This window comes from Marinobacter sp. CH_CUG1437-1, from assembly GCF_037029655.1.
Classification (GTDB): Bacteria; Pseudomonadota; Gammaproteobacteria; order Pseudomonadales; family Oleiphilaceae; genus Marinobacter; species Marinobacter salsuginis.
This window is the reverse complement of record NZ_JAYMEW010000001.1, coordinates 455,451-479,045: the sequence shown is the minus strand read 5'-3', so window position 1 is coordinate 479,045 and position 23,595 is coordinate 455,451. Positions and strand designations below refer to the sequence as shown.

Below are 23,595 nucleotides of genomic sequence, written 5' to 3'. Positions count from 1 at the left end.
GCGGTTACTGACAGTAAAACAAAAAACAGGTATCTACCCTCGCGGAGATCACATTTTGCGGCAATGGCTTGAATTGGCGCTCCCAGCGGTGACGTCTTTTATGGTGGCCCTGCTGCTTCTGGCCACGGCGATGATGCCGTCCCCGGCCAGTGCAGCCGTGCCCTGCCGTGATGGCGAGATTGTCCTTGATGAAGGTGTCGAGAGCATCCGCGATCTGGGCGGCTGTATCTGGTACCTGGAGGATCCCGGGCAGTCGCTCTCACTTGAGGAGGTTCGCCAACTCGAATCGGGTGCCTTTACCCGCCACGAAGGTGGGGTGTTGAACCTGGGCTACACCGAGTCGGCATACTGGGTGCGCCTCGACCTGCGTTCTGCCGGAAGCCTGGACCAAAACGGCTGGATCCTGGAGCTTGCCCTGCCATTGGTGGATGAAGTCGCCCTGTTCATGGTTCGTGACGGTGACCTGGTCGAGCAACGCCAGGCCGGTTACGAGGACAACTGGCGGGAACGGGACCTGGCGGTGCCCAATCCCACATTCCGACTTTCCCTGGCACCCGATTCGCTGAGCCACGTCTATCTCCGGGTGGTTAACACCAACACCTTCCGTTTACCAATCAGTCTTTGGCACCCGGACAGCTATATTGAAAAAGTCTCTGTGGATGAGCTGGTTCGGGGCATTCTGCTCGGTGCGGTGCTCGCCATTCTCGCCTACAACCTTTTCGTCGCGGTTTCGGTGCGTGAGCGAAGCAATATCTATTACGTGCTCTATCTGATATTCGCGACCACCTTTATCTTCACCGAACAGGTCCACGGTATCCAGTTGCTGGATAGCCGCCCCGCCCTGTTCGACAAGCAGTTCCTGCACTTCCAGATCATCCTGACCTGGTTCTGGGGCCTGTTGATGGCACGGTCACTGCTGGAGACCCGGGAGCGGTCTGCCGACCTGGACCAGGTGATCCGCCTCTGTCTCTATTCGGTGGTTGCGACCTTTGTGCTATCCCTGTTCCTGCCCTACCACGTGGCCATGGAATGGATTGTGGTTGGCTCCGTGCTGCTGAGCCTGATCCTGATTGTGGTCAGCTACCTGTCCTGGCGTTATTACAACCCGGCGGCCCGTTCCTACTTCTTTGCCTGGACACTGGCCCTGGTGGGCTTCGGTATCTACGCCCTGACGGTGATGGGTATCTTGCCGTTGAACACCTTCACTGCCTACTCGCCCCAGTTTGGTCTGACCGCACAGATTATTCTGTTCTCGTTTGCCCTGGCCGACCGGATCAAACAGGTTCAGGGCGAGGCGCTGGGCTGGAGCCAGCGGGCGTTGTCGAATCTTCAGCGCTACCAGTCGCTGTTCGACAATGCCATTGAGGGTGTCTTCCAGATGTCTCCGGACCGGCGATTCGTTACTGCCAATCCGGCGATGGCGCGCCTGTTGGGCTACAACAGCAGCCGCGAACTGCTCAAACGGAATCCGGACGTGCTGGAAACCTGCATCGCCGATGACCGCCTCCGGCGGCTGGTGATCGAACAGCTGGAGGCCCGGGGGACAGTCAAGGGCATAGAGGCCCGATACCTGACCCGGGACGGCGACGAGCGCTGGGCCACCATCTCGCTCCATACGGTTTATGACAGCGACGGCGATCCAACTCACCTGGAAGGCACCTGCATTGATGCTACGGAGAGTCACAACCGGCAGCGAATCGAGAGGGAGCGCGAGCAGGAGCGGCTCGAAAAGGAGCTGGCCCGAAACTCGGCCGAGGCCAAGAGTCAGTTCCTGGCGAATATGAGCCATGAGATACGCACACCGCTGGCGGCGATCATTGGTTACGGTGAAACCCTGCTTGATCCGGACCTCAGTGATCCGGAGAAACGGAGCAGCGCAGAGACCGTGGTGCGCAGTGGTCGTCATCTGCTGGACCTGGTCAACGACATCCTCGACCATTCGAAGATCGACGCCAACAAACTGGATGTGGATATCGTCTCGGTCAATCTGCCGGAACTCCTCGATGAAATCCGGGCCTTTTTCGCCCCCCGGGCCCGGGAAAAGGGGCTGGATTTCAGTATTATCTGCGAGTACCCCTTGCCGGAACAGGTCCTCACCGACCCCACCAGGCTGCGCCAGATCATCATCAACCTGTGTGGTAATGCCCTGAAATTTACCGATAAGGGTTCCATCTCCCTGGTGGTCCGCTGCGATCGCGAGCAGGAACTGCTGGTGGCCAGGGTGGTGGATACCGGCATTGGCATGAAGCCGGAACAACTGGGAAGGCTCTTCGATCCGTTTGCCCAGGGTAGCGCTGCCATTTCCAGACAGTATGGCGGTACCGGTCTCGGGCTCAGTATCTCAAGGCGTCTCGCGGAAATGCTCGGCGGCAGTATCCGGGTTAACAGTACCTATGGCGAGGGCAGTGAGTTTGAGCTGTCGATCCGGACCGGACCACTGGATTCGGTGCATTTCCTGCGCGATGCGTCTGAGTTGAGCCAGCGCCGCAGGGCCATACCCATGGTGGTCGCTCCGAGACTGTCCGGGCGAATCCTGTGCGCTGAAGACAACGACGTGAACCGGCGTCTTGTGTCCCTGCTGGTGTCGCGAACCGGCGCGGAGCTGGTGCATGTAAGTAATGGCGCTGAAGCCCTGGAGCTTGCCATTCGCGAGCCTTTTGATCTGATCTTGATGGATATCCAGATGCCGGTGATGAACGGCCGCGATGCCACGGCGGCCCTCCGCGAGGCCGGGGTGAATACGCCGGTGATTGCCCTGACTGCGAATGTGATGTCTGAAGACATTGCCGATTATCGGCTGGCGGGCTGCAATGAGCATCTGGCCAAGCCCATCGACAAGCAGCGGTTCTATGAAGCCCTGGCCCGGTATCTCTCCGTTGCCCAGGAGTTTGTCGAGAGCCCCGCGCCGCGCTATCAGGGCAAGGTGCTGGTTGCCGAGGACAATACCGAGAACCGGCAGCTGGTGGAGCGCATGCTACGCCGGGCGGGTCTGGATGTGCTGTCGGTTACCACTGGCGACGAAGCGGTCCGGACGGCGCTGTCCGATACCGTTCATCTGGTTCTGATGGACCGTCACATGCCCGGGATGGATGGGGTCGCTGCAACCAGGTTGCTGCGCCAGGCCGGGTTCCGGCGGCCGGTGATTGCCTTTACGGCTGGTGATCAGCAGGAAACCGATGCTCTGCTTGATGCCGGTTGTGACGGGGTGCTGAACAAGCCCATCGATCAGTCCCACCTGACGTCCCTGCTGGATCGACTGCTTGGTGCTGGTGCGGTTGCCGGAGCGGACGCCAGCGAGGATGACGAAATTGCCCATCTGGTTGCACAGTTTCTTGACGGCCTGGCCGCACGCCGGGCGCGGATGGAAGACGCCCTGGCGACAGCGGATCGGGAAGCAATGAAAACCGAAGCCCACCAGATCAAGGGCACGGCGGGGGCCATGGGCTATCCGCTGATGACCCGACAGGCGGGTGTATTGGAAGACCTGGTAAAAGTCACCGAACCGGACTGGGACCGGGTTCGCAGCGAACTCCGGGGGCTCGGTGAAATGATAGATCGTGCCCTAACTGCGGCAAAGGCCCCGGGCTGATGTGTGTCGAGAACAACCAACAGGAATAACCCGATGAGTGAATTGCCGGAACGCCGAGAACACCATTCCCTGAGCATGATGTACGGAACCTACGCAGACATCCTTTTTGTGCTGTTTCCGTTTCTGATCATTGGCATGCAAAGGCTGTGGGAAGGTCGGCTTTATGAAACCCTGCTTCGACCGGACCTGAGTATCGCCGCCGCCATTCTCGCGGGCCTTGCTATCGGCAAGTTCGTCCTCGGGTTGGTGACCAATCGGGATCTCGGGCGTTACAAGGAGCGGATCGTTTTCTTCATCGCGCTGACCCTGTTTGTGGTGCTGGGCCCGGCAATCATCCTGATATTGAGTATACTGGGGAGCGCAGAGGTGCCCGCTTTCGTGACCTTTGTTCAGCCGATCCTTCTGATTATTGCCATTTCTCTGTATACAACGGCGGTGAGCATCAGCAATATCCTCACACGATTTGGCATGGAAGAGGCGAGAACCGTGAATGACGAGAGCTCGGCCTGGTCTGGCGACAGCGAAATGGGTAAACCTCGCCCGGCGCCACTGGATCTGCCCCGGCGCACCGGCAACGACCCGACAGCTTGACAGGAGCAACCCCCATGACGGATCTGAGAGTACTGGTAGTGGAAGATGAGCCGGTGATGCGCGAGCGGCTGGTGGATATGCTCTACAAGGCTGGTGCAACCAAGGTGATCGAGTGTGTCGATGCGGCGTCAGCCAGGGCCGCCTTCAAGGCTGGGGAGTTTCAGATTATCCTGCTGGATCTGGGCCTGCCGGATGGCGACGGCCACGAGCTGATGCTGGAGTTCAAGGATGCCCGCGAAGAGCAGCACATTGTGCTGGTGACGGCGGACGATTCCATAGAGAGTATTCAACGGGCGATCAGTGCCGGCGCTAATGGCTACGTGGTCAAGCCCTATTCCCAGGAAAAGATCCACGATGTGGTGAATAACTACGCCATGGTTCACGGTGGCGACATGGCAATGATGCAGGGTCTGAACCGGCGCCACTGACCGGTTCAGACCCTGCAGGAGTCGAATCAGGCGACCTGCTTTGCAATCCAGGAATTGTAGCGGGTAGCCAACGCTCTCACGTACCGTGCCTCTGCGTCGTTCAGGTTGCCCAGAACGCCTTTGAAGATCCAGCCCCGCTCGTAAACACCCAGCACCCGCTGTTCGTCGTCCAGGTTGACGCGCTGATTCAGTTTTTTACAAATTGCATCCAGCAGCGGCAGCTTTTCCGGGCGCTTGATCGGGCCCTGACGATTGTTCATGGGCTGGTTTGCTGCGCGAGTTGTCGGATGTCTTTTCATGATGTTCTCCTTGTCGTTTTGCGGCTGCAAAAACAAAAACCCCGGCGCCTGAAGCAACCGGGGTTTCGCGGAGAATCTGACCCGGTCGCTACGAAGGCTCCCGGGACTGACCGAAAGCCGTTAGATGTCTTTCACCATGGCGCGAACAGACTGCACTGCATGGCAACCTGCTGCTGGGTAAGCAATAAACTGTGGAATCATTCTGGTCATACCGGCTCTTATGTTTCGGTTCGACTACCAGTGTATAGGCTAACGGGCGGTTTGCAATAGGTCTTACTCTTCGGCAAACCCCTACAGACGGCGCCAGGAGCGCTTGCCATAATGCGCAGCGTCACGTGTTTTACGTTGTGCAATCCTGACTGCCTGCCGCGCCAGGCAGTCAATGGATCTCTCCTTTCTACGCAGCCTTTATGGCTGCGTTTTTTTTTGGGTAGTGGAATCTTCGTAGCCACTACTTCGTACAGATGTTCTTCTCTGTTCTGGCGATAATTTGCACAATATCTTTTAATTCATTGCCAGACAAAGACAGAGGTTGAAACCTAGCAAAATGTCCGACGACGCCGGATCTGCCAGTAGAAAATTCCGTTCGCACGCATTGATCGAGCTCGCCCTGATTGTTGCCCTGGGCCTTTACCTGTTCGCCGCCAAGGAGCAGGTTGTGGGTGAGAATCTGGTGTTTACAGTAACAGGGGCCGCGCTGATGGCGCTGGTTACCTACTGGACGCTGAATACCCTTCGGGACGGTCTTGAAGTCATCGCATTGCGGGTCCGCCACGTCAGGCACTGATCGCCTGAAACCGCCTCAGGCCTGGCGGCTTTGACCCGTTAACGGCACCATGGCTTCATGGTCGAGGGCAATCCGTTCCCAGGTTTTGTGAAGGATCAGGGCGTCATTTGCCGCCCGGTGCACTGGCAGGCCAAGTTCGGTAATCACCTGCTGGCGAATCGCCGACCACTGGCGTACCTGTTGGGTATCCAACAGGGCTGAAATCGACTCAAGTTGAAATGCCGGAGTGATGCGGGCAGCCCTGAACAACCGGTGCAGCCAGAAGCTGTCGAACGTCCAGGCATCGCAAAAAACCTGCGCCGGCAAAAGCTCATTGAGCGCCCTCGCCACCTCACCGACGGCAATGCCGTCCGCCTCCAGAGTCTGGCGGGTAATCCCGTGAATCTGCTCAGCGCTTTCCGACCAGTCCTGCCAGAGGACATGGGGGCAGATCAGCCAGCTATGAAGGGTGCCGTCTGGCATGCAGATCCCCACCTCAATGGGGTAGCTCGCGATCAGATCAAGGCTGGATGCCTCGAAATCGATGAATGCCGGCTGGATAGTGGTCATGGAGTCAGTGTAGCTGATGAGTTGTTTTTCGCAGAGTTTACCCGCCCCGCAACCGAGACGCGAACCCAACCTGTGCCTGCACTGTTACAATATGTCCATTCATTGTAAAAGCCCGATGACAGCAACAGGCAACGGGCGCGACAGTAAACCAGCCCAAACCCAATCGCACCATACGGGGAGCCCGAATGACAGACACCGTGGTTGTAATCTATTCCGGAGGCATGGACTCCTACACTCTGCTGCATCTGGCCAGGGAACGTGGGCATCAGGTTCATGCGCTGTCGTTCAACTACGGGCAGCGTCACGTCCGGGAGCTGGAGTGCGCGCGTTCGGTGTGTGAGTCGCTGGGTATTCCCCACAAAGTGATCGACATCCGCGCCATGAGTGAGGTGATGGCCGGTTCATCGCTGACCTCGGATCTCGATGTACCGGAAGGTCACTATGAGGAAGACAGCATGAAAGCGACGGTGGTGCCGAATCGCAATATGATCCTCCTGTCGCTGGCAACCGGTTACGCCGTGACGGCGGGAGCCGGTGCTGTGTGGTACGGCGCTCACGGTGGCGACCATGCCATCTACCCCGACTGTCGCCCGGAATTCGTCGAAAAAATGGACGCGGTCTGCCGGGTTGCCAACTACGAACCGGTGGCCATTGAGGCGCCCTTCATGGCCATGGACAAGGGCCAGATCCTGGCCGAAGGTCTCCGTCTGGGCCTGGATTATTCCCAGACCTGGACCTGTTACAACGGCCGTGAACAGGCCTGTGGTCGTTGTGGGTCGTGCGTTGAGCGGCTGGAAGCGTTTGCCGCCAATGGTGTGGATGATCCTCTGGACTACGAGGACGCCAGCTGATGTACCGGGTAAAGGAAGCCTTTTACACCCTTCAGGGCGAAGGTGCCCAGGCGGGCCGTGCTGCTGTGTTCTGCCGTTTCAGCAAGTGCAATCTCTGGACCGGACGCGAGAAAGACCGTGCCGGTGCGGTCTGCAATTTCTGTGATACCGATTTTGTGGGAACGGATGGCCAGAATGGCGGCCGCTTTGAGACAGCGGAAGCCCTTGTCCGTCACATACGGAATCTCTGGCCGGACGCACCCGGCAAGCCCTACGTGGTCTGCACCGGCGGCGAGCCCCTGCTGCAGCTGGATGCCCCCCTGATTGAGGCATTTCATCGGGAAGGGTTCGAGGTCGGGGTAGAGACCAATGGTACCCTGCCAGCCCCCGAAGGCATTGACTGGCTCTGCGTGAGTCCCAAGGCCGATGCCCCTGTGGTTATCGAGGCCTGTGACGAGCTGAAGCTGGTTTATCCGCAGCCCCTGGCGATGCCGGAGCGATTCCTCGGCATCCGCGCGAGCCATTATTTCCTGTCGCCGATGGCCTCACCTTCAATGCCGGAAACGGCGGTGGATGAGATCAAGCAAAGCAACACCCGCCGCGCTACCGATTACTGTCTTGCTCACCCCCAGTGGCGTCTCACCCTGCAGATGCACAAGATTATCGGGATCGACTGATCACCCGGTGGCCAGTGACCGCTCCGCGGGCGTCGAGGCGGAGCGGGTGGGCGCGCTTCGGTAGTGGCTGGGGCTGGCCCCCGTCCAGCGCTTGAAGGCGCGGGTGAAGTTCGCCGCATCGGCGTAGCCCAGGGCATCTGCAATCTGGCTCAGATTCATGCCGGTGCTGCGGAGCAGATCCTGTGCCCGCTCCAGCCGAACCTGGTCCACCAGCTGCTGGAAGCTGGCTTCTTCCTCCTGCAGCCGGCGTTTGAGCGTCCTTTCGGAGACGAACAAGGTGCCCGCAACCCTGGCCAGTTTCGGGGGGAAGGGGTGGCTGGTTTCGATCACCCGCCGAACCCGGCAGGCAAATCCGGCATCTTCGGTCAGCTGCCGCAGGGCCTCCTCGCACTGAGCTTTGGATGAGGCGGCCAGTTGATCGTCGGTAAAGCGCACGGGCAGGTCCAGGCGCGCGGTGGGGATCACCAGGGCATTCTCCGTGGCACCAAACTCTACGGGTACCGGGATCTGTGGTCGGAACCGATGGAAATACGCCGGCTCCGGGCCCCGGCGCACAATTCGCAACCCATCAACCACCGAGCCAGTCAGTTGTGCGCCCATTGAAACGCATCCGAACAGCATGGCGTCCATGATAAATCCTTGCAGGGGGCCGAGATCGATGTCACAACTGACAATGTACCAGGCCAGTTTTCCGGTTTCCCTTTTGCAGACCTGAAGATGGGGTACCCGCAGTGTCAGGTACCGGGTCATCAGCTCCATGGCATCGCCAAGGGTCCGGCTGCTCATGACCGCCGTACCCAGGGCGCCGTGCAGTGGCAACTTCAGTTCCCGTGCCAGCATGATCCCGAGCCCCGGTTCGCCGCTTTCGATGATGGCCCGGGTAACAAATTCGCTGGCCTGGGTCTGACTGACCCGCAGATCGGTGGATTGCAGGCGGGCCGGGTCGAGTCCGACCCGAAGCAGAAGGTCCTGTTCATCAACGCCGATGGTATTCAGCAGTTCGGCCAACAGATGCAGATAAATGGCCGGCATGCCCAGGTCCTGTGCCGTTGAAACGGAGGCTCGCATGGGGGTTCCTCGTCTTATTCTGTTCTTGTTATGTCGCAGAGCGCGCAGTTTCAACGATTATGGCGGCTACCGGCCCGTTCCCCCATGACTCCACTGACGAAATAAATGGCCTGAAAGGCCAATCAATAGCTGGCAGGCACACTTGGCCTGACCGGCTTACCGGCCATGGCGGTGGACGAATCGCTCAAGAGTCGCGGCGGATCGCGCGGGTGTCTCCAGCATGGGCAGGTGCCCCACGCCCCGGAATACGTGGATTTCCGCGTCTGGCGTGGCCGAGCCGAACCAGTCGATGCAGCGGGTGGGGGTGATCACGTCCCGATCACCCCACTGAACCTGAAGTGGCGGTGTGTCGGGGCCCAGGTAGCGCGCTGGTGCCAATGCGTCTGCCACCATGTCACTGAAGATGTGACGCAGCGCGTCGGTGCGGCCCAGCAGGTCCGGCCCCAGAAGGCCGGCCATGGCCAGCCCGGAGACCGTGGGCTTGCCGGTGCCGACGCTGTTGAACATGCGGTAGACGCCTTTCCAGTCCTTTGGAATCAGGATGCCGTCCCGGTCGGACCTCAGGGGCGCGTGAATGTCGACATCCTTATGTTCTGGGATTCCAGCGCTGTTGAGCAGCGTTACCGAACGGGGCTTCGGATCCAGTGAGTGGGCGAGCACGGCGGCTATAGCACCGCCCATGGAACTGCCGGCCAGATGAATATCGTTGGTGTTAAAGCCCGCAAGCCATTGTTCCAGTCGCCGTGCCTGGGTCTCATAGCGGTAACAGGCGTGGGGCCGGTAATCACTCTCCCCGAAGCCAGGCAGATCCGGTACCAACAGATGCCAGTGCCTGGGCAGCCGTTGCAGCCACAGGGCCCAGTTTTCTTTCATGGCGGCAAAGCCGTGAATCAGCACGACGGTAGGGTTCCCCGAGCCGGGAGCGCCCCGCTCCAGGAAAACCATCTTGTGGCCATCCACAAGCGCTGTGCGGCGGCGAGCCTGAAGAAGAAAACGTTGTCCTGTGCGGGCAGCGGGCCAGAGGTTGGGTGCAGGGATTCTCATGGTTGTCAGCGATCACCGGTTTTGGGTCTTGTCGCCAGTCTACCGGTATCGGCCTCCCGAGCCTTGGCCAACACGCCCGCAGGCTCCGGCGGACGGGCAACCAACCGATAGCCGCAATGGACAGGATTCGGGCTCAGAGCTCCAGGTCGACAATCACCGGGTTGTGGTCGCTTGACCGCCAGGGCCCTTGACCGTCAACCACGAAGTCGCTCTGGTAACCGAAAACTCTGGGCTCATCGGCATTGACCAGCCAGGTTCGCGCGCCCACAACCCGTGGCTTCAGTCCCTCGGAGGCCAGGGCGTAATCCAGCGACCCTTTCGCGCCACGGTATCGGTATGTGTACTGGCGACAGCTGGTTACGGTGCAGGGATGAAAGTGGTGCACCATGCTGACAAAACCCGCCCTTGCCAGCATCGTAATGGGATGTTCCCGGGCATAGCTGTTCAGGTCACCGATAATCAGGGTGCCGGCGGAATCGGGGCCTTCGTTATCAATGCCGGGCCATTCGGCCAGCGCTTGTGCTTCGTCCGTTCGCCGGCCGGCGTAACAGCCCTGGCCATCCGCCTCATCCCGATTATCCCCCCTGGCACCCCGACAGGATTTTGATTTCAGGTGAGGCACGATCACCCGGACCCTTGTCTCACCATCGACACGACTGAAATCCTGGGCCAGCGGAGGTCGACCGGCGGATGCGAAAGGCCCACTGGTAAGCCTTTCAGGCTCACCGATGGTGCGTACCCGGTCGCCGCGATAGAGCAAGCCGGTCCGGATCTCGTCATCGCCGTCCTGGCCCGGCGTGCTGACAAACCGCCAGGGGCTGCCCAGGGCATCGGCCAGGCTGGCGATGGAGCTGTGCGGACCGTAGCCGTCGTTCTCGAGTTCCGTGACCGCAAGAATGTCCGGGTCCGGTGCCAGTAGCGTTTGCACCAGTCGCTGTTGCTGGCGCTGAAACTCTGCCAATGTCTTGGCACCCCGGGTTGTTGGAAACTCGCCGCCCCGACCATCGCCGTTGAAAAAGTTGCCGAGATTCAGCGCCATGATCCGCACGGAATCACCGGGCGGCGACTCCGGCGCAGGTTCTCTCTCGTTGGTATCCAGAAAGACAGGTTCCCGGGCGGGCTGGATTTTCCAGGCATCGAAACGGAAGTCCAGCACCCCGGTGAGCCCCGTAATCTGGTCGCCAGCGCGCACGGATCCTGAGGACAAACCTTCGGGCGGCCAGGGTATGGGCCTCGGATTTCTGATGGACCGATTGTCGTCCAGCAGTACGCGGTTCTGACGGTTGCGGAGGGATGCCCTGTGGGCGCTCTCGCCCGGCGTAAGGTACTCGGTGGGCTGGATCTGATCGGCGCCCGCCAGCGCCAGCTCGCCGTAGCGGTCGAGGTTGTAGTTGTCGACCACCGTCAGGGGCTGGCGGAAGGTCACCCTCATATTCTCCAGGTGTTCCGGATCCACCGTCCACGGCAGCGTCACCGGAATGGCGGCCGGCAGCGCTTCCTGTCCGCACATATCAATGGTCCGGACCGCGACCAGTTCAGTCAGTCCGTGGTATTCCTTCACCTTGCCGGTAACCCGCAGCCGCATGCCGGTTTTGCCGACCTTGCGGTCGGTATAGACAAACAGGGCCTCGGACGTGGTGGGATCATTGTCGGTCTGGTGGTCGGCCTGCTGAAGATAGAAGCCGCCAAACCCGCCTTCTGATCGGGAATCCTGAGTCAGGATACCCTCCACCGTGACCGTCTTGCCTGTCAGAAGTGAGGCCGAGCCGGTCCCTTGTACTTCGGAAATTGGTGTTGCGGGTTTGCCACAGGCTGATTCCGCCGTTGCCGCCATGGGCAGGAACGGCAGAATCAGGAAGCAGAGATAGGAATAGCGTCGAATTTTAGAATTCACATCGGCAGTTTAGCTGAGACCGGCAACGGCCTTCAGAGCCTGTTCACGTTTGCTGCCAAAGCCCAGCTGGTCCGGATTGGCCAGTTCAAGCTGCTGTACCAGAGGATCCGGATGCTCGTTGTCGAATGTAATTCCGAGGCGGGACAGTACGTAGGGAGCCAGTGCAGCGCGGGTGGCGACCTCCAGGCGGCCATGTTCCATGCCATAGTCTCGGGCGATGATCTGTTGCTGGGCTTCGGTCAGGCGTCTGTCCGGCGTAACGACCAGGGTAACCTCACGGTTCCAGTGCTCGTCCTGCTCCCGGCTGTGCCTGGCCCGCTGCCGCAATGCCTCGGGCGAGGTACGGAAACGGCTCAGGGCGAAGTCCCGGAACTCCCGATTGGAGTCGCACCAGGCACGCAAGTGCCAGCTATTGCCGGCACAAACCAGTGTGTGGGGCTCCAGAATGCTTTCCACCGCTTCAGGTCGACTCAGGGAGGCGTAGCTGGCGCGCAACTGTCTGCCCTGGCGTGTGGCGGTCACCACGGCACGCATGGTTTCCGGTGCAATCACCCGGTTCGGGCCCTGAACCACGGTGCTGTCCGGCAGGTCTATATTCAGTGATTCAAAGGTATTGCTCAGGTTCTGCTGGCGGGCCAGCAGGTCCAGATACTCGTTTACCACGCCACGGGTAACCACCGGACGAAATTTCTCGGCCGGCACGTAGCCTTTCAGATGGCGGTCATAAACCAGATTACCCGGCGCCAGTTCGCGCAGATAGGTGTTGATGTCCTTGGACGCCTGCTGGCGACCGATGCCGAAACTGTGGCAGATGTGGTTGGTGGTCAGGCGACCTTCCCACAGGGCAATGGTTTCGATCAGTCGGTAGCGAAGCAGCAGATCCCAGCGTATGGGCCAGTCCGTTTTTTTCATAACCAGGCGCTCACGGTCCAATGAATAGCTCGCTTTCATGTTACCTGCTCCGGCCCTTAGGGTCTGTTACGGCACATTAATGTAAAACCCTGTTAAACCGCTCTGCGGCGGCCTTTGCAGGTTTTTGTGACGCGGTTAGCAGGTTTCGGGAAGTGCCTAGTGGTTTCGTTTTCCGCGCCTGATCTAATACGCGGCCGGCAGAGTCCGGTGCTTGCTGCTATTTTGTCTTTCATCGAAACGAAAATACCCTGTTACGCCCGGAGCTGCTGTAATGACCCGAATGGTCACCTCCCTTTCTGCCCTGATTCTGAGCATCATTCTGCTTGTCAGCGGTAATGCTTTCCTGATGACGCTCCTGGGCATACGTCTGAGTATAGAAGCGATATCACCGGACATTATCGGCTGGATTCTGGTCTGCTATTCCATCGGGTTTGTGCTGGGCACGCTGTATGTTCACCGGATTATAGGCCGGGTTGGTCATATCCGTGCCTTTGCCGTGTTCGCTGCAGGGGCAGCCGTTACCTCACTGCTTTACCCAATGGCCGTATCCGAGATTTTCTGGGCGGTGTTGCGGGTGCTGTCCGGGTTCAGTATTGCCGGTGTGCTCGTGGTGATCGAAAGCTGGTTCTCAAGCCGGGCTACCAATGCCAATCGCGGTGCCTTGTTCGCGGTTTACCAGATAGTGTTTTACCTGTCCGCCGCCGGCGGCCAGCTCATCGTAAACGTTGGCGACCCGGCCAACTTCATGCCGTTTTCGATTGCCGCGATCCTGCTGGCAATGGCCCTGATGCCGCTTGCACTAACCAAAATGGAGGCGCCTGTTATTGAGCAGGTCCAGCGTATCTCTATCTTCACTCTGGCCAGAGAATCCTTCAGCGGTGTGGCCGGGGCTCTCATTTGTGGCGTGATGATTGGCGGCTTCTATGCGCTGGGGCCTGTGTACGCAACCCTGGTGGGGCTGGACGTTGCCCGGACCTCGACGTTCATGGCCAGCGCCATTGTTGCCGCAATGATTCTTGCCTGGCCCCTGGGCCGGCTCTGCGACCGTTTTGACCGGCGCCGGGTAATGTTCTGGATTGCTCTGGTGGCCGCCTCCGCCGCAGGCGGTGTTGGCGTCCTTGGGGCTGGCAATGCGTGGCTGTTGACCCTTCTGGTTGGACTGTTTACCGGCCTGTCCGCGGCCCTCTACCCGGTTGCGGTCGCCATTACCAATGACCGTATGGAAAGTTCCCGCATCGTGGCTGCCAGCGCGACGCTGCTGCTCAGTTACGGGGTGGGCAGCGTCATCGGGCCGGTGGTCATGGCTGAACTGATCAACCTGCTCGGGCCCAAAGGCCTGTTCTTTGGCAATGCGGGCTTTCTGGTGCTGCTGGCGCTGATCACCAGCTATCGGATCAGTCACACCGAGGATGTCGCGGTTGCAGATCAGGAGCATTTCGTGCCGGCCATGCCCGAAGCGTCGCCGGTTCTCGCCGAGATCGATCCGCGAAATACCGAGTTCCACGAGTCTCCGGAAGTCGAGGAGATGCACGAAGAACAGCGTCAGGCGAGCTGACGCTGCTTTCGGTTTTCCCCAATTTTGTTTTTACTTCCGTATCTGTTTTTATCACAATGGTTAGCATACTATTGGTGACTTTCCGATAATGTGATGAATTGGCCGAGTGCGCGGCAGCGCCCGGCCCGGGCCAGGCCCTTTTTTGAGATGGAGTGACGATAAATGAGAGACCAGTTTCCTTTTGCAGTAGCGCGGGTTACCCGACGCTGGAGAAAAATGCTCGATGAGCGCCTGAAGGATCTGGGCGTCACCCAGGCGCGGTGGAGCACCATGGTGTACCTGCAAAAAGGCGGCGAAGGCCTTACCCAGCGTGAACTGGCCAGCCTCATGGCGATCGAGAATCCGACCCTGGTTCGTCTGCTTGATAGCCTGGAGCAACAAGGTTTGATCGAGCGTCGGCCGTGCCCGCACGATCGCCGGGCCCGGCGCCTGCATCTGACCACTGCTGGTCGAGCGTTCATGGATGACCTTTCCGAGCGAGCCGAGGTGCTGCGTGAGGAGATGCTTGAAGGCATCAGCGACAAAGAGATCGAGTGCACCGTGAAGGTCTTCCACAAGATCCTGGAAAACGCCGAAAAGCAGAAGTAATCCTTGGCTGATAACTCGGTTGAGGGCCTGAAGGCGCGCTACGGGGACCGCTGGCGCTGGCTGGCGGTGGCCACGGTGATGATCGGCACCATGGCCACCGTTCTCAGCGCCACCGTGGTCAACGTGGCGCTGCACGACATCATGGTGGAGTTCGGTATTCGTCAGGGCCAGGTCCACTGGCTGGCAACCGGCTTTATCGCGGCCATGACCACCACCATGCTCGCCTCCTCCTGGCTGCTGGATCACTTCGGGGTTCGCAAGACCCTTGCCGCAGCCATGTTTCTCTTTACCCTGATTTCCCTCGCCGGTGGCTTTGCCGAGACACCGGGACAGCTCATTGCTGCCCGTATAGGTCAGGGCGCCATGGCCGGCCTGATGCAGCCCATGGGTATGTACCTGGTGTTCCGGATTTTTCCACGTGATCGCCGCGGCCAGGCCATGGGGATTTATGGCATGGGGGTGATCCTGGCACCGGCCCTTGGCCCGGTATTGGGGGGCTTCCTGGTTGATCAACTGGACTGGCGCTATGTGATGTTCGCGCCGGCTCCTGTCACCCTGGTGGGTGTTTTCATGGCCTGGCGATTTCTGCCGTTGCCGGTTTCCCGGCCGGCACCCTATCGTTTCGATCTGCCTGGCCTGATCCTGCTCGGATTTACCATCGCCGTGTCCCTTGACACTCTGAACCGGTTACAGCACGCAGCGGGCCAGGAAAACCGGATCCTCGCCGGAACAGTACTGGCGCTTGGCGGGTTGTTGCTCTTCGTGCTGCGCGAGCGACGAACAGAGCATCCGCTGGTAAACATGGCCCTGCTGCGCAAACCGGTCTTTGTCTTCGCCTGTCTCGGTGCCGTGGCCCTGGGGCTGGCGCTGTTCGGGTCCACCTACCTTATTCCTCTGTTAGTGCAAACAGCGCTCGGATTCAGTGCGACCGAAGCCGGTTTGCTGATGCTGCCGGCAGGGATTGTCCTGGGTATGACCTTTCCCCTGGCCGGTCGGCTGGCGGACAGGCATAGTGCCCGGGTTCTGGTGGTCTTCGGCATTGGCGCCTTTGCCCTTTCCGCCATGCTGTTTGCGCTGTCCGACCTTGAGCTGGCTTTCGGCTGGCTGGTGCTCTGGACGGTCCTCGGCCGAATCGGGATCGGCTTCATGCTTCCCGCCCTGTCCACCGGCGCCCTGAATCCCCTCGAGCCTCAGGAGCTGGGGGCCGGCTCCAGCACGCTCAACTTCATGCGCCAGCTCGGAGGCGCCTTCGGGGTCAATCTGGTGGCACTGACTGTGGAATTCGGCGAGCACTCCTCCGGGATGCCCACAATCAATGCGTTCCATTCCGCCTGGTGGCTGGTGGCGGTATTCGTGGCGGTGGCTGCGATTCCGGTATGGAGAATGCGAACCTAGGTTGCGGCCCTGCTTCGGATTCATTACTATGCCGACATCTCTTCAGGGGAGTAGCCTCCGCACCGGAACTGCCGGTCGGATGATAGTCAACATACTTGGGGCCAAATCCCCATGGCTATCATGTTTCACCGAGATTCCGGTGATATTGGCAAGACCTGAGGCGGTTTCACCTCCATTGGGCGGAAGGTGGGCTGCCTCATGTCTGGTTATCCGCCCTGGAGTTTTTCATGGACGCTTTCCTCGCCTCAACGGTTGCTGTTGCCATAGCGGAAATTGGTGACAAGACCCAACTGCTTTCGCTATTCCTGGTTGCCCGCTACGCCACTCGCCTGCCCATTATCCTCGGCATTTTTGTCGCAACGGTTCTCAATCATGCCCTGTCGGCCTGGCTTGGTGCCTGGGTTGCTTCCTTTATTCCACAAGCCTGGTTACCGTGGATTCTGGCTGTCAGTTTTGTTGCGATCGCGCTCTGGTTGCTGGTGCCGGACAAGGATGACAGCGAGGATTCAAAGTTCCTGGGCATGGGGGCGTTCATGGCCACCACCATCATGTTTTTCCTGGCGGAGATCGGCGACAAGACCCAGGTGGCGACCGTTGTTCTCGCCGCCCGCTTCACCGAGACTTTCTGGGTGATTCTGGGCACCACGGTGGGGATGCTGTTGGCCAACATACCGGTTATCATGGCAGGACGCTGGCTGATGGAGAGGTTGCCCCTCGCCACAGCGCGGATTGGTGCAAGTGTGCTGTTCGTCGCGCTTGCCGTCGTAACAGTATGGGCTACCTATGTGAACTCCTGAGGGTACTTGCTGTCACTGTACCCGGTTGCCTGATGCTTTCGGAACGTTTTCTATGTGGTTCAGATTTTTAGCGGTTTTTTCCCTGGCGCAGTTCCTCGTGTTTCCGACCGCGGGGTCGGCGGAGCCCCTGGACGCCGCCAGCGGCCCGGAAGCGCCGGACAGAAGTCCCCGCGTGCCCACCTTCCCGGTTCAGGGTGATCTGGCCGGTGAGCTTGGTGTTTTTGAAACCCGCTATGAAGACACCTTTGCCGGCATCGGTAACCGGTTAGCGATGGGCTATCTGGAGCTGGTGAAGGCCAACCCCGGTGTGGATCCGTGGCTACCCGGAGAAGGTACCACCATCACCCTGCCGCGCCAGTATGTGCTGCCGGATGCGCGGCGCGAAGGTATTGTCATCAACCTCGCCGAGTATCGTCTCTATTATTTCACCGATGAGGGTGTGCAAGTTTACCCCGTGGGCGTCGGTACGGCGGAGAACCCCTCCCCCCTGACCGACGCAGAGGTCACCATGCCACTGGAGTCTCCGGCCTGGTATCCGCCGGCGAGCATCCGGGCGGAATACGAGGCGTCCGGTGAGTATTTGCCCCGGATGATTCCCCCCGGTCCCGGCAATCCGCTTGGTACCCACGCCCTGTTGCTGAGTGAAAAAGGCTATCTGATCCACGGTACCAACAAGAAGTTTGGCGTGGGTATGCCGGTCAGCCATGGCTGTTTCCGGATGTACAACGAAGATATCTCCCGGTTCGTGTATCAGGTGGAGAAGGGTACGCCGGTTCAGGTTGTCCACGATGCGGTCAAGATCGGTTTTTCGAACGGTGAAGTCTGGCTTGAGGTGCATCGCCCCCACGAAGACTACCCCCGCGAGGATCGGGATCGGCTCTGGAACCAAGTGTTTGCCGAAGTCGAAGCCTTCCGCAGCCAGCACCCGGGAGTGGAGGTCAAGCGTGGCGCCATTGAGCTGGCAGTGGACCAGGCCGATGGCCTGCCAACGATGATTGGTGAACGTGTGACCCGAATGGCCGCCGACAAGACCGTGGAAGAGAAATCGCCGGAACCGACGGGCGAACCTGAGCAGCGGCTATACTTCTAAGGCAGGCGTCCGGGCACGGGTGCCGTCTTGCAGGGAAAAACCGCGGCCACTGAGCCACCGTATATCCAGGCATTGAAGTTGTTCCGGTCCAGGGAGGCATTATGCAGGCACACCATCCCGTGCGATCACCGAATCCCGCCCGCCTTCGGCTCTGGGCCCTGGTGCTGCTGACAGGCGTTATGCTCGCACTGGGTTCTCTGGCACATCAGGTCTTTGCCCAGCAAAAATCATCTCAAACGGCCCTGGTACTTACTGTCGAGGGCGCCATTGGCCCTGCCACCATGGACTACGTTACCCGAGGCATTCGTAGGGCTGAGTCCGAGGGCGCTGGTCTGGTGATCATCGAAATGGATACGCCGGGCGGTCTGATGGACTCCATGCGGGATATCATCAAGACGATTCTTGCCTCTGAGGTTCCCGTGGCTACCTATGTCTCTCCGCAGGGCGCGCGGGCGGCCAGCGCTGGCACCTATATCCTCTACGGCAGTCACATTGCCGCCATGGCTCCGGCGACCAACCTGGGCTCGGCGACGCCGGTCCAGATGGGCGGTCTGCCGGGTAGTCCCGAACCGGAGAGCGATCCGGCCCCCGGCGAGCCAAAATCCGGGGAAGGTTCGGATTCAGACTCCGGTTCTTCGTCGGACGGCGAACAGCAGGCCGGCGACGATGACGGCAAACGGCGCGGTGGCACCGCCATGGAGCGCAAGGTTCTGGAGGATGCGGTCAGTTACATTCGCGGGCTGGCCGAACGCCATGGCCGCAACGCCGACTGGGCTGAAGAAGCCGTCCGTGAGGCTGTGAATCTGGGTGCCGATGAGGCCCTTGAGAAGAACGTTATCGACGTGGTTTCGCCCAACATCCGGGATCTGCTCCAGCAGGTGGACGGCCGCACCGTTCGGATGGCGTCGGGCGACACGACCCTGAACACGGCCAGCCTGGAAATTGTCAGGTCCCAACCGGATTGGCGCACGCGCCTGCTTTCCGTGATCACCAATCCGAACGTCGCCTATTTCCTGATGATTATCGGCTTCTACGGCATCATCTTCGAGCTGGCGAACCCCGGTGCGGTGGTGCCGGGCGTGATTGGCGCCATCTCCCTGATCCTTGCGCTCTTCGCTTTCCAGGTCCTGTCGGTGAATTACGCCGGCCTGGCACTGATTCTGCTCGGACTGGCGTTCATTGTGGGCGAGGCCTTCGTGCCCAGCTTCGGGATACTGGGGGTTGGCGGAATAGTTGCCTTTGTTACCGGCTCGATCATCCTGATGGACGGCAGTCACCGGGATATTTCCCTGCCAACGATCGGAGGCACCGCCGTGGTGGCTGCCGGGTTTATCCTCTGGACGGTGACCCGGTTTATCGGTCTGCGTCGGCGGCATCCGGTCAGTGGCACCGAACAGTTGACCCATGAAGAGGGCGTGGCCCTGGATGAGTTCTCCGAAGAACATGGCCACTACCGGGGCCACGTGCGGCTCAGTGGTGAACGTTGGAATGCCATCAGCGAGGGAGCCGTCAAAGAGGGCGACCGGGTTCAAGTGACAGCGATTGAGGGCTTAACGGTAACTGTCAGGGTCATTCCGGACAACGACTGAACCGGCAGACAAAGTAACGGCAATACAAGGAGGCCGTATGATTGGCGATCTGATTCCCTATCTGGCACCTACGGTGGTGTTACTGCTCATTCTTGCTTCGGCGATCAAGATCCTGCCGGAGTATGAACGTGGCGTTGTGTTCTTTCTCGGGCGTTTCCAGGGCGTCAAAGGTCCGGGGCTGATCATTGTTATTCCGGGCATTCAGCAGATAGTCCGGGTAGACCTGCGGGTGATCACCCTGGATGTCCCCAGTCAGGACGTGATCTCCCGGGATAACGTGACTGTGCGGGTGAATGCCGTGCTGTACTTTCGAGTTGTGGATCCCGAGCGTGCCATTATCCGGGTGGAGGATTTCAATTCCGCAACCAGCCAGCTGGCCCAGACCACGCTGCGGTCGGTGCTCGGCAAACACGATCTCGACGAGATGCTGTCAGAGCGGGACAAGCTCAATTCCGATATCCAGGAGATCATCGATGCCCAGACCGAGGAATGGGGCATCAAGGTGGCCAATGTGGAAATCAAACATGTGGATCTCAATGAATCGATGATCCGTGCCATTGCCCGTCAGGCAGAGGCAGAGCGCGAACGTCGCGCCAAGGTCATCCACGCCGAGGGCGAATTGCAGGCGTCCAAAAAGCTGGTGGAAGCGGCGGATGTCATGTCCACGAATTCCGGTTCCATGCAGCTGCGTTACCTGCAGACGCTGGCGGATATGAGTAACACCAACTCATCCACCATTGTGTTCCCATTGCCAATGGAGCTGATTACCACGTTCCTCAAGGACAACAAACCTGCCAGCCTTGACAAGTCCGATCCGGACAAACCGGATACCGGGGCATAAAAAAGGCCGGCAATGCCGGCCTTTTCGTTACGTATCAGCCTTACTTCTGGCTGGCACGCTCGAGCATACGCTTGGCACGCTCGTTTGCCTCATCGGCAGCCTTCTGGGCTGCACGAGCAGCGGCCAGGGCTTCTTCCGCAGTCTGCTGGGCAGTGCGGGCAGAGCTGGCAGCGCTGTTAGCGGTGTTCAGTGCATTTTCTGCAGTGCGCTCAGCGGAGCTGGCGGTTGCATTTGCTTCGTCGATGGCGCCCTGGTCAGTGGTGGCACAACCTGCAGTCAGAGCAGTGGCCAGTGCAATCCCGGCGATCGTCAGTTTACGCATTGTAAATCCCCTTATTGGTCGAGTTATTTCCTGTGATCCGAAAGTCAGTATAGACGACTTCCTGTCAACCTGCGCAGCATCGCTTGTCAGGTAGTGACTACCGGAGTCGTAAAACAGTGTAAAACACTGTAAGCAGGAATGTTAACTAGAGATACGTAAATTTGCTAAGCATATGACAACAACTTAATGCTGCCGTCAGGTTTGCTTCAGGGATGAATGCTGATGGGCGTTCCGTTGGAGACCAGTTGCCAGATTTCGTCCATCTCTTCGTTGGTCACGGCGATACAGCCGTCGGTCCAGTCAAGACCGGCATAAGCAAAAGCCATATCGCCTACGTTATTGGGCAGGCCATGAATCATGATGCTGCCACCCGGGTCCAGGCCCCAGGCAGATGCCAGTTCGCGATCCCGCTCGCTGGGGTACGAGATATGGATGGATTTGTAGAAGTCGCTCTCGGCGTTGCGCCAGTCCAGCGTGTAATCGCCTTCCGGCGTGCGCTCGTCACCTTCGTACAGCTTGTGACCTTCCGGATTGTCGCCAAGGGAAATTCGGTAGCTGCGAATCACCTCCTCGCCATCCATCAGGTACAGGCGGCGCTCTCCCTTGCGAACGACCACCTTGCTGACACTCTCGATATCCGCGGGCTTGTATATGGTGGCAGCCGGCATACGGGTGTCGGCCTTGGCCAGCAGTTCGGTGGCCAAAGCGCTCGGAGCCAATGCCAGAAAGAGCAGGGCAATGGTGGCTGGGAGGGCGCGGAAAATGCTCATGTCCTCAACTTACCAATGATTAATGTTTGTTCAGACGTTTTATACCATAGGCCAAAAGGGATCTGTTAAGGGGTTTTGTTAACTTTTTTGGCTATCTGGTTTGCTCTTCACACATTTTGTGAACTGTCCATCTTCAGGCCCACCTTGGTGACCTTGTCGGCGCTGGTAGCCCGGGCAACCAGTGTCACCGGGCCGAGGGTTACTACGTCACCAACAACCGGGTGCCCTTTTGTCCTTTTGGCAAAGCATTCGGCGAGGGAAAGCTCCGGCGGCAGGTCATCGAACTCAATGCCGTAGACTTGCTCCACGTCACCCAGAAGCGCATCGCCGTTGAGTACGAAATCCCCGAAAAACGCACGTTCGGCCAGGTACTTGGGTGCGTGTCTGCCACTCAGGGCCTTGCCGAGTTCAGGCAGAACACTGGGAGTTGCAAACATTGCGACCATGTCGCCACTGGATACTTCCAGGTCCGCTTTTGGCTGCAGACAGACCCGGTTGCGGAAGACCCCGGCCACAGCCGTGTTCTCCGGAAAGCGCAACTGGCCCAGCCGACGTGGCGTTTGCCAGGTTTCGCCGCGCAACGGGAACAGCATCAACTCGTGGTCTCCCGCCGCTGGAGCATCCAGAGGGAGTCTTCGATAGGGGTCCTCGCCGGCCGGCACCTCCAGGCGAAGCTTTCTGGCCAGAGGGGTCATGGTGGTGCCCTGAACCAGAAGAGAGACCAGGACGATAAAGAAAGCGGCGTGGAACACCAGCTGGGCTTCCGGCAAGTCTGCCATGATCGGAAACAGGGCCAGAACGATGGGGACAGCCCCACGCAGGCCGACCCAACTGATAAACCCCATCTCGCGACGGTTAAAAGCAAAAGGCCAGAGGGTCAGCATGACCGTCAGCGGTCGGATGACGAAGATCAGAGCCAGGGCCAGTATCAGCCCTCCGCCAGCCAGGGGGATCAGGTCTGACGGAGTGACCAGCAGCCCCAGCATCAGGAACAGGCACAACTGGGCCAGCCAGGCCAGGCCGTCGTGAACCTGCAGGATCATCGGCATCATCCGGACGTGACGGTTACCTATCACCACGCCGGTCAGGTAAATGGCCAGAAATCCGCTGCCGCCGAGAGCGTTGGTGGCGGAGAACACCGAGATGCCCGCGGCCGCCACCAGCAAAGGGTACAGAGAAGGGGTCAGGCGGATTCGATTGGCCAGCTCCACCACGGCAAAACCGCCAATAATCCCTGCAATAGCGCCGATGCCGAACTGCTGTACCAGCATGGAAAGAGCGGCCCAGCCCGCCTGGTCGCCGTCGTTGCCAATCAATGTAACCAGCATGAGCGTCAGGAAAATCGCCATGGGGTCGTTGCTGCCGGACTCAATTTCCAGGGTTGCACTGACCCGCTCGTTCAAGTGCAGCCCCCGCCCCTGCAGCAGGGAAAAAACGGCGGCGGCATCGGTAGAGGAAATGATGGCGCCAATCAGCAGGGCCGTCAGCCAGTGCAGATCGAACACCCACCAGGCCACTACCGCAGCGCCAGCGGCGGTCATGGCGACCCCGAGGGTGGCCAGTACCAGGGCGGGTTTCAGGCCTACCCTGAAAGTCTCCGCCCGGGTGCGCATGCCACCGTCCAGGAGAATCACGCCCAACGCGAGATTGGCAATCAGAAAGGCCAGTTCAAAGTCATCGAACTGGATGCCACCCGGGCCGTCCTCACCCATCATCATGCCCACCACCAGAAAGATCAGCAGTACCGGCATGCCCACCCGGCTGGAAAGCGGGCTGAGCACGATACTGATGACCAGCATCAGGGCGCCAATCAGGGTCAGGGTGGGGTCCATTGTTGCTCCAGACAGAATGCTTGCCCAATGCCGGGCTGACCGCTTATATTGCTGTCGCGGCCCTATTTTTGCGGGTGTAGTTCAATGGTAGAACGGCAGCTTCCCAAGCTGCATACGAGGGTTCGATTCCCTTCACCCGCTCCACTCC

22 protein-coding genes, 1 tRNA gene and 1 riboswitch are annotated in these 23,595 nt (G+C 59.6%); of the genes, 14 read left to right on the top strand and 9 right to left on the bottom strand.

The genetic code is table 11. The annotated features are described in order from the left end of the window. Window positions 1-100 precede the first annotated feature (100 nt). From WA411_RS02230 to WA411_RS02220, 3 genes are read left to right on the top strand one after another with little or no spacing between them, the layout of a single operon-like run. The gene (locus WA411_RS02230) at window positions 101-3,589 is read left to right on the top strand and encodes a response regulator (protein ID WP_227549331.1); all 3,489 of its coding nucleotides are present in this window, start codon (window positions 101-103) and stop codon (window positions 3,587-3,589) included. A gap of 33 nt (window positions 3,590-3,622) precedes the next feature. Next, entirely contained in the window at window positions 3,623-4,180 is a 558-nt protein-coding gene (locus WA411_RS02225; RefSeq protein ID WP_069182496.1) for a hypothetical protein, read from the top strand. A gap of 14 nt (window positions 4,181-4,194) precedes the next feature. Continuing rightward, the gene (locus WA411_RS02220; RefSeq protein WP_069182497.1) at window positions 4,195-4,608 is read left to right on the top strand and encodes a response regulator; all 414 of its coding nucleotides are present in this window, start codon (window positions 4,195-4,197) and stop codon (window positions 4,606-4,608) included. Between the two features lie 26 nt (window positions 4,609-4,634). On the opposite strand, the gene WA411_RS02215 is transcribed toward WA411_RS02220, so the two are convergent. After that, window positions 4,635-4,907: a hypothetical protein gene (locus tag WA411_RS02215; protein WP_069182498.1), complete on the bottom strand. Its 273-nt coding sequence runs from the start codon at window positions 4,905-4,907 to the stop codon at window positions 4,635-4,637. A 532-nt stretch (window positions 4,908-5,439) separates the two neighbouring features. On the opposite strand from WA411_RS02215, the gene WA411_RS02210 reads away from it, so the two are divergent. Further along, the gene (locus tag WA411_RS02210; protein WP_227514442.1) at window positions 5,440-5,694 is read left to right on the top strand and encodes a hypothetical protein; all 255 of its coding nucleotides are present in this window, start codon (window positions 5,440-5,442) and stop codon (window positions 5,692-5,694) included. Between the two features lie 15 nt (window positions 5,695-5,709). On the opposite strand, the gene WA411_RS02205 is transcribed toward WA411_RS02210, so the two are convergent. Further along, a complete protein-coding gene (locus WA411_RS02205; RefSeq protein ID WP_136630962.1) occupies window positions 5,710-6,243 on the bottom strand; it encodes a 3'-5' exonuclease in 534 nt (177 codons plus the stop codon). A 185-nt stretch (window positions 6,244-6,428) separates the two neighbouring features. Here WA411_RS02205 and queC point away from each other — a divergent pair, with 185 nt between their 5' ends. Beyond that, window positions 6,429-7,094 (top strand): 7-cyano-7-deazaguanine synthase QueC, encoded by a 666-nt coding sequence (gene queC / locus WA411_RS02200; RefSeq protein WP_136630961.1) that lies wholly within the window; start codon window positions 6,429-6,431, stop codon window positions 7,092-7,094. Further along, the gene (gene queE / locus WA411_RS02195) at window positions 7,094-7,750 is read left to right on the top strand and encodes a 7-carboxy-7-deazaguanine synthase (protein ID WP_136630960.1); all 657 of its coding nucleotides are present in this window, start codon (window positions 7,094-7,096) and stop codon (window positions 7,748-7,750) included. The genes queC and queE overlap by 1 nt, the downstream gene beginning before the upstream one ends. Here the strand turns inward: queE and WA411_RS02190 are convergent, their stop codons facing one another. The 4 genes from WA411_RS02190 to WA411_RS02175 form a co-directional block, all read right to left on the bottom strand. After that, on the bottom strand, window positions 7,751-8,818 hold the full coding sequence (locus WA411_RS02190; protein ID WP_136630959.1) for an AraC family transcriptional regulator: 1,068 nt from the start codon (window positions 8,816-8,818) through the stop codon (window positions 7,751-7,753). A 156-nt stretch (window positions 8,819-8,974) separates the two neighbouring features. Then, window positions 8,975-9,862, bottom strand: coding sequence for an alpha/beta fold hydrolase (locus WA411_RS02185; protein WP_209399332.1), 888 nt, complete (start codon window positions 9,860-9,862; stop codon window positions 8,975-8,977). Between the two features lie 133 nt (window positions 9,863-9,995). Beyond that, complete coding sequence (locus tag WA411_RS02180) at window positions 9,996-11,756, bottom strand: ExeM/NucH family extracellular endonuclease (protein WP_291905108.1); 1,761 nt, start codon at window positions 11,754-11,756, stop codon at window positions 9,996-9,998. A gap of 9 nt (window positions 11,757-11,765) precedes the next feature. Then, window positions 11,766-12,707: a helix-turn-helix transcriptional regulator gene (locus tag WA411_RS02175; protein ID WP_069182504.1), complete on the bottom strand. Its 942-nt coding sequence runs from the start codon at window positions 12,705-12,707 to the stop codon at window positions 11,766-11,768. A gap of 232 nt (window positions 12,708-12,939) precedes the next feature. On the opposite strand from WA411_RS02175, the gene WA411_RS02170 reads away from it, so the two are divergent. From WA411_RS02170 to WA411_RS02140, 7 genes are all read left to right on the top strand, one after another. After that, window positions 12,940-14,223, top strand: a complete 1,284-nt coding sequence (locus WA411_RS02170; protein ID WP_291905111.1) for an MFS transporter — start codon at window positions 12,940-12,942, stop codon at window positions 14,221-14,223. A 162-nt stretch (window positions 14,224-14,385) separates the two neighbouring features. Then, a complete protein-coding gene (locus WA411_RS02165; protein ID WP_291905113.1) occupies window positions 14,386-14,811 on the top strand; it encodes a MarR family transcriptional regulator in 426 nt (141 codons plus the stop codon). A 3-nt stretch (window positions 14,812-14,814) separates the two neighbouring features. Further along, window positions 14,815-16,206, top strand: coding sequence for a DHA2 family efflux MFS transporter permease subunit (locus WA411_RS02160; RefSeq protein ID WP_291905118.1), 1,392 nt, complete (start codon window positions 14,815-14,817; stop codon window positions 16,204-16,206). Between the two features lie 40 nt (window positions 16,207-16,246). Further along, window positions 16,247-16,429: riboswitch (yybP-ykoY riboswitch) on the top strand. A 4-nt stretch (window positions 16,430-16,433) separates the two neighbouring features. Then, window positions 16,434-17,003 (top strand): TMEM165/GDT1 family protein, encoded by a 570-nt coding sequence (locus WA411_RS02155; RefSeq protein WP_136630955.1) that lies wholly within the window; start codon window positions 16,434-16,436, stop codon window positions 17,001-17,003. Window positions 17,004-17,055: 52 nt separating this feature from the next. Continuing rightward, a complete protein-coding gene (locus tag WA411_RS02150; protein WP_153634196.1) occupies window positions 17,056-18,093 on the top strand; it encodes a L,D-transpeptidase family protein in 1,038 nt (345 codons plus the stop codon). Between the two features lie 101 nt (window positions 18,094-18,194). Then, entirely contained in the window at window positions 18,195-19,682 is a 1,488-nt protein-coding gene (locus WA411_RS02145) for an NfeD family protein (RefSeq protein WP_291905122.1), read from the top strand. 37 nt (window positions 19,683-19,719) lie between these two features. Continuing rightward, complete coding sequence (locus WA411_RS02140; protein WP_291905125.1) at window positions 19,720-20,523, top strand: slipin family protein; 804 nt, start codon at window positions 19,720-19,722, stop codon at window positions 20,521-20,523. A gap of 40 nt (window positions 20,524-20,563) precedes the next feature. Here WA411_RS02140 and WA411_RS02135 read toward each other — a convergent pair whose 3' ends face one another. From WA411_RS02135 to WA411_RS02125, 3 genes are all read right to left on the bottom strand, one after another. After that, a complete protein-coding gene (locus tag WA411_RS02135; protein WP_064229359.1) occupies window positions 20,564-20,845 on the bottom strand; it encodes an Lpp/OprI family alanine-zipper lipoprotein in 282 nt (93 codons plus the stop codon). A 206-nt stretch (window positions 20,846-21,051) separates the two neighbouring features. Next, complete coding sequence (locus WA411_RS02130; RefSeq protein WP_291905130.1) at window positions 21,052-21,615, bottom strand: L,D-transpeptidase family protein; 564 nt, start codon at window positions 21,613-21,615, stop codon at window positions 21,052-21,054. Window positions 21,616-21,722: 107 nt separating this feature from the next. Then, window positions 21,723-23,447, bottom strand: coding sequence for a potassium/proton antiporter (locus WA411_RS02125; protein WP_291905133.1), 1,725 nt, complete (start codon window positions 23,445-23,447; stop codon window positions 21,723-21,725). A gap of 70 nt (window positions 23,448-23,517) precedes the next feature. Here WA411_RS02125 and WA411_RS02120 point away from each other — a divergent pair. Further along, window positions 23,518-23,591 (top strand) — tRNA-Gly (locus tag WA411_RS02120). The last annotated feature ends 4 nt before the right edge of the window (window positions 23,592-23,595 follow it).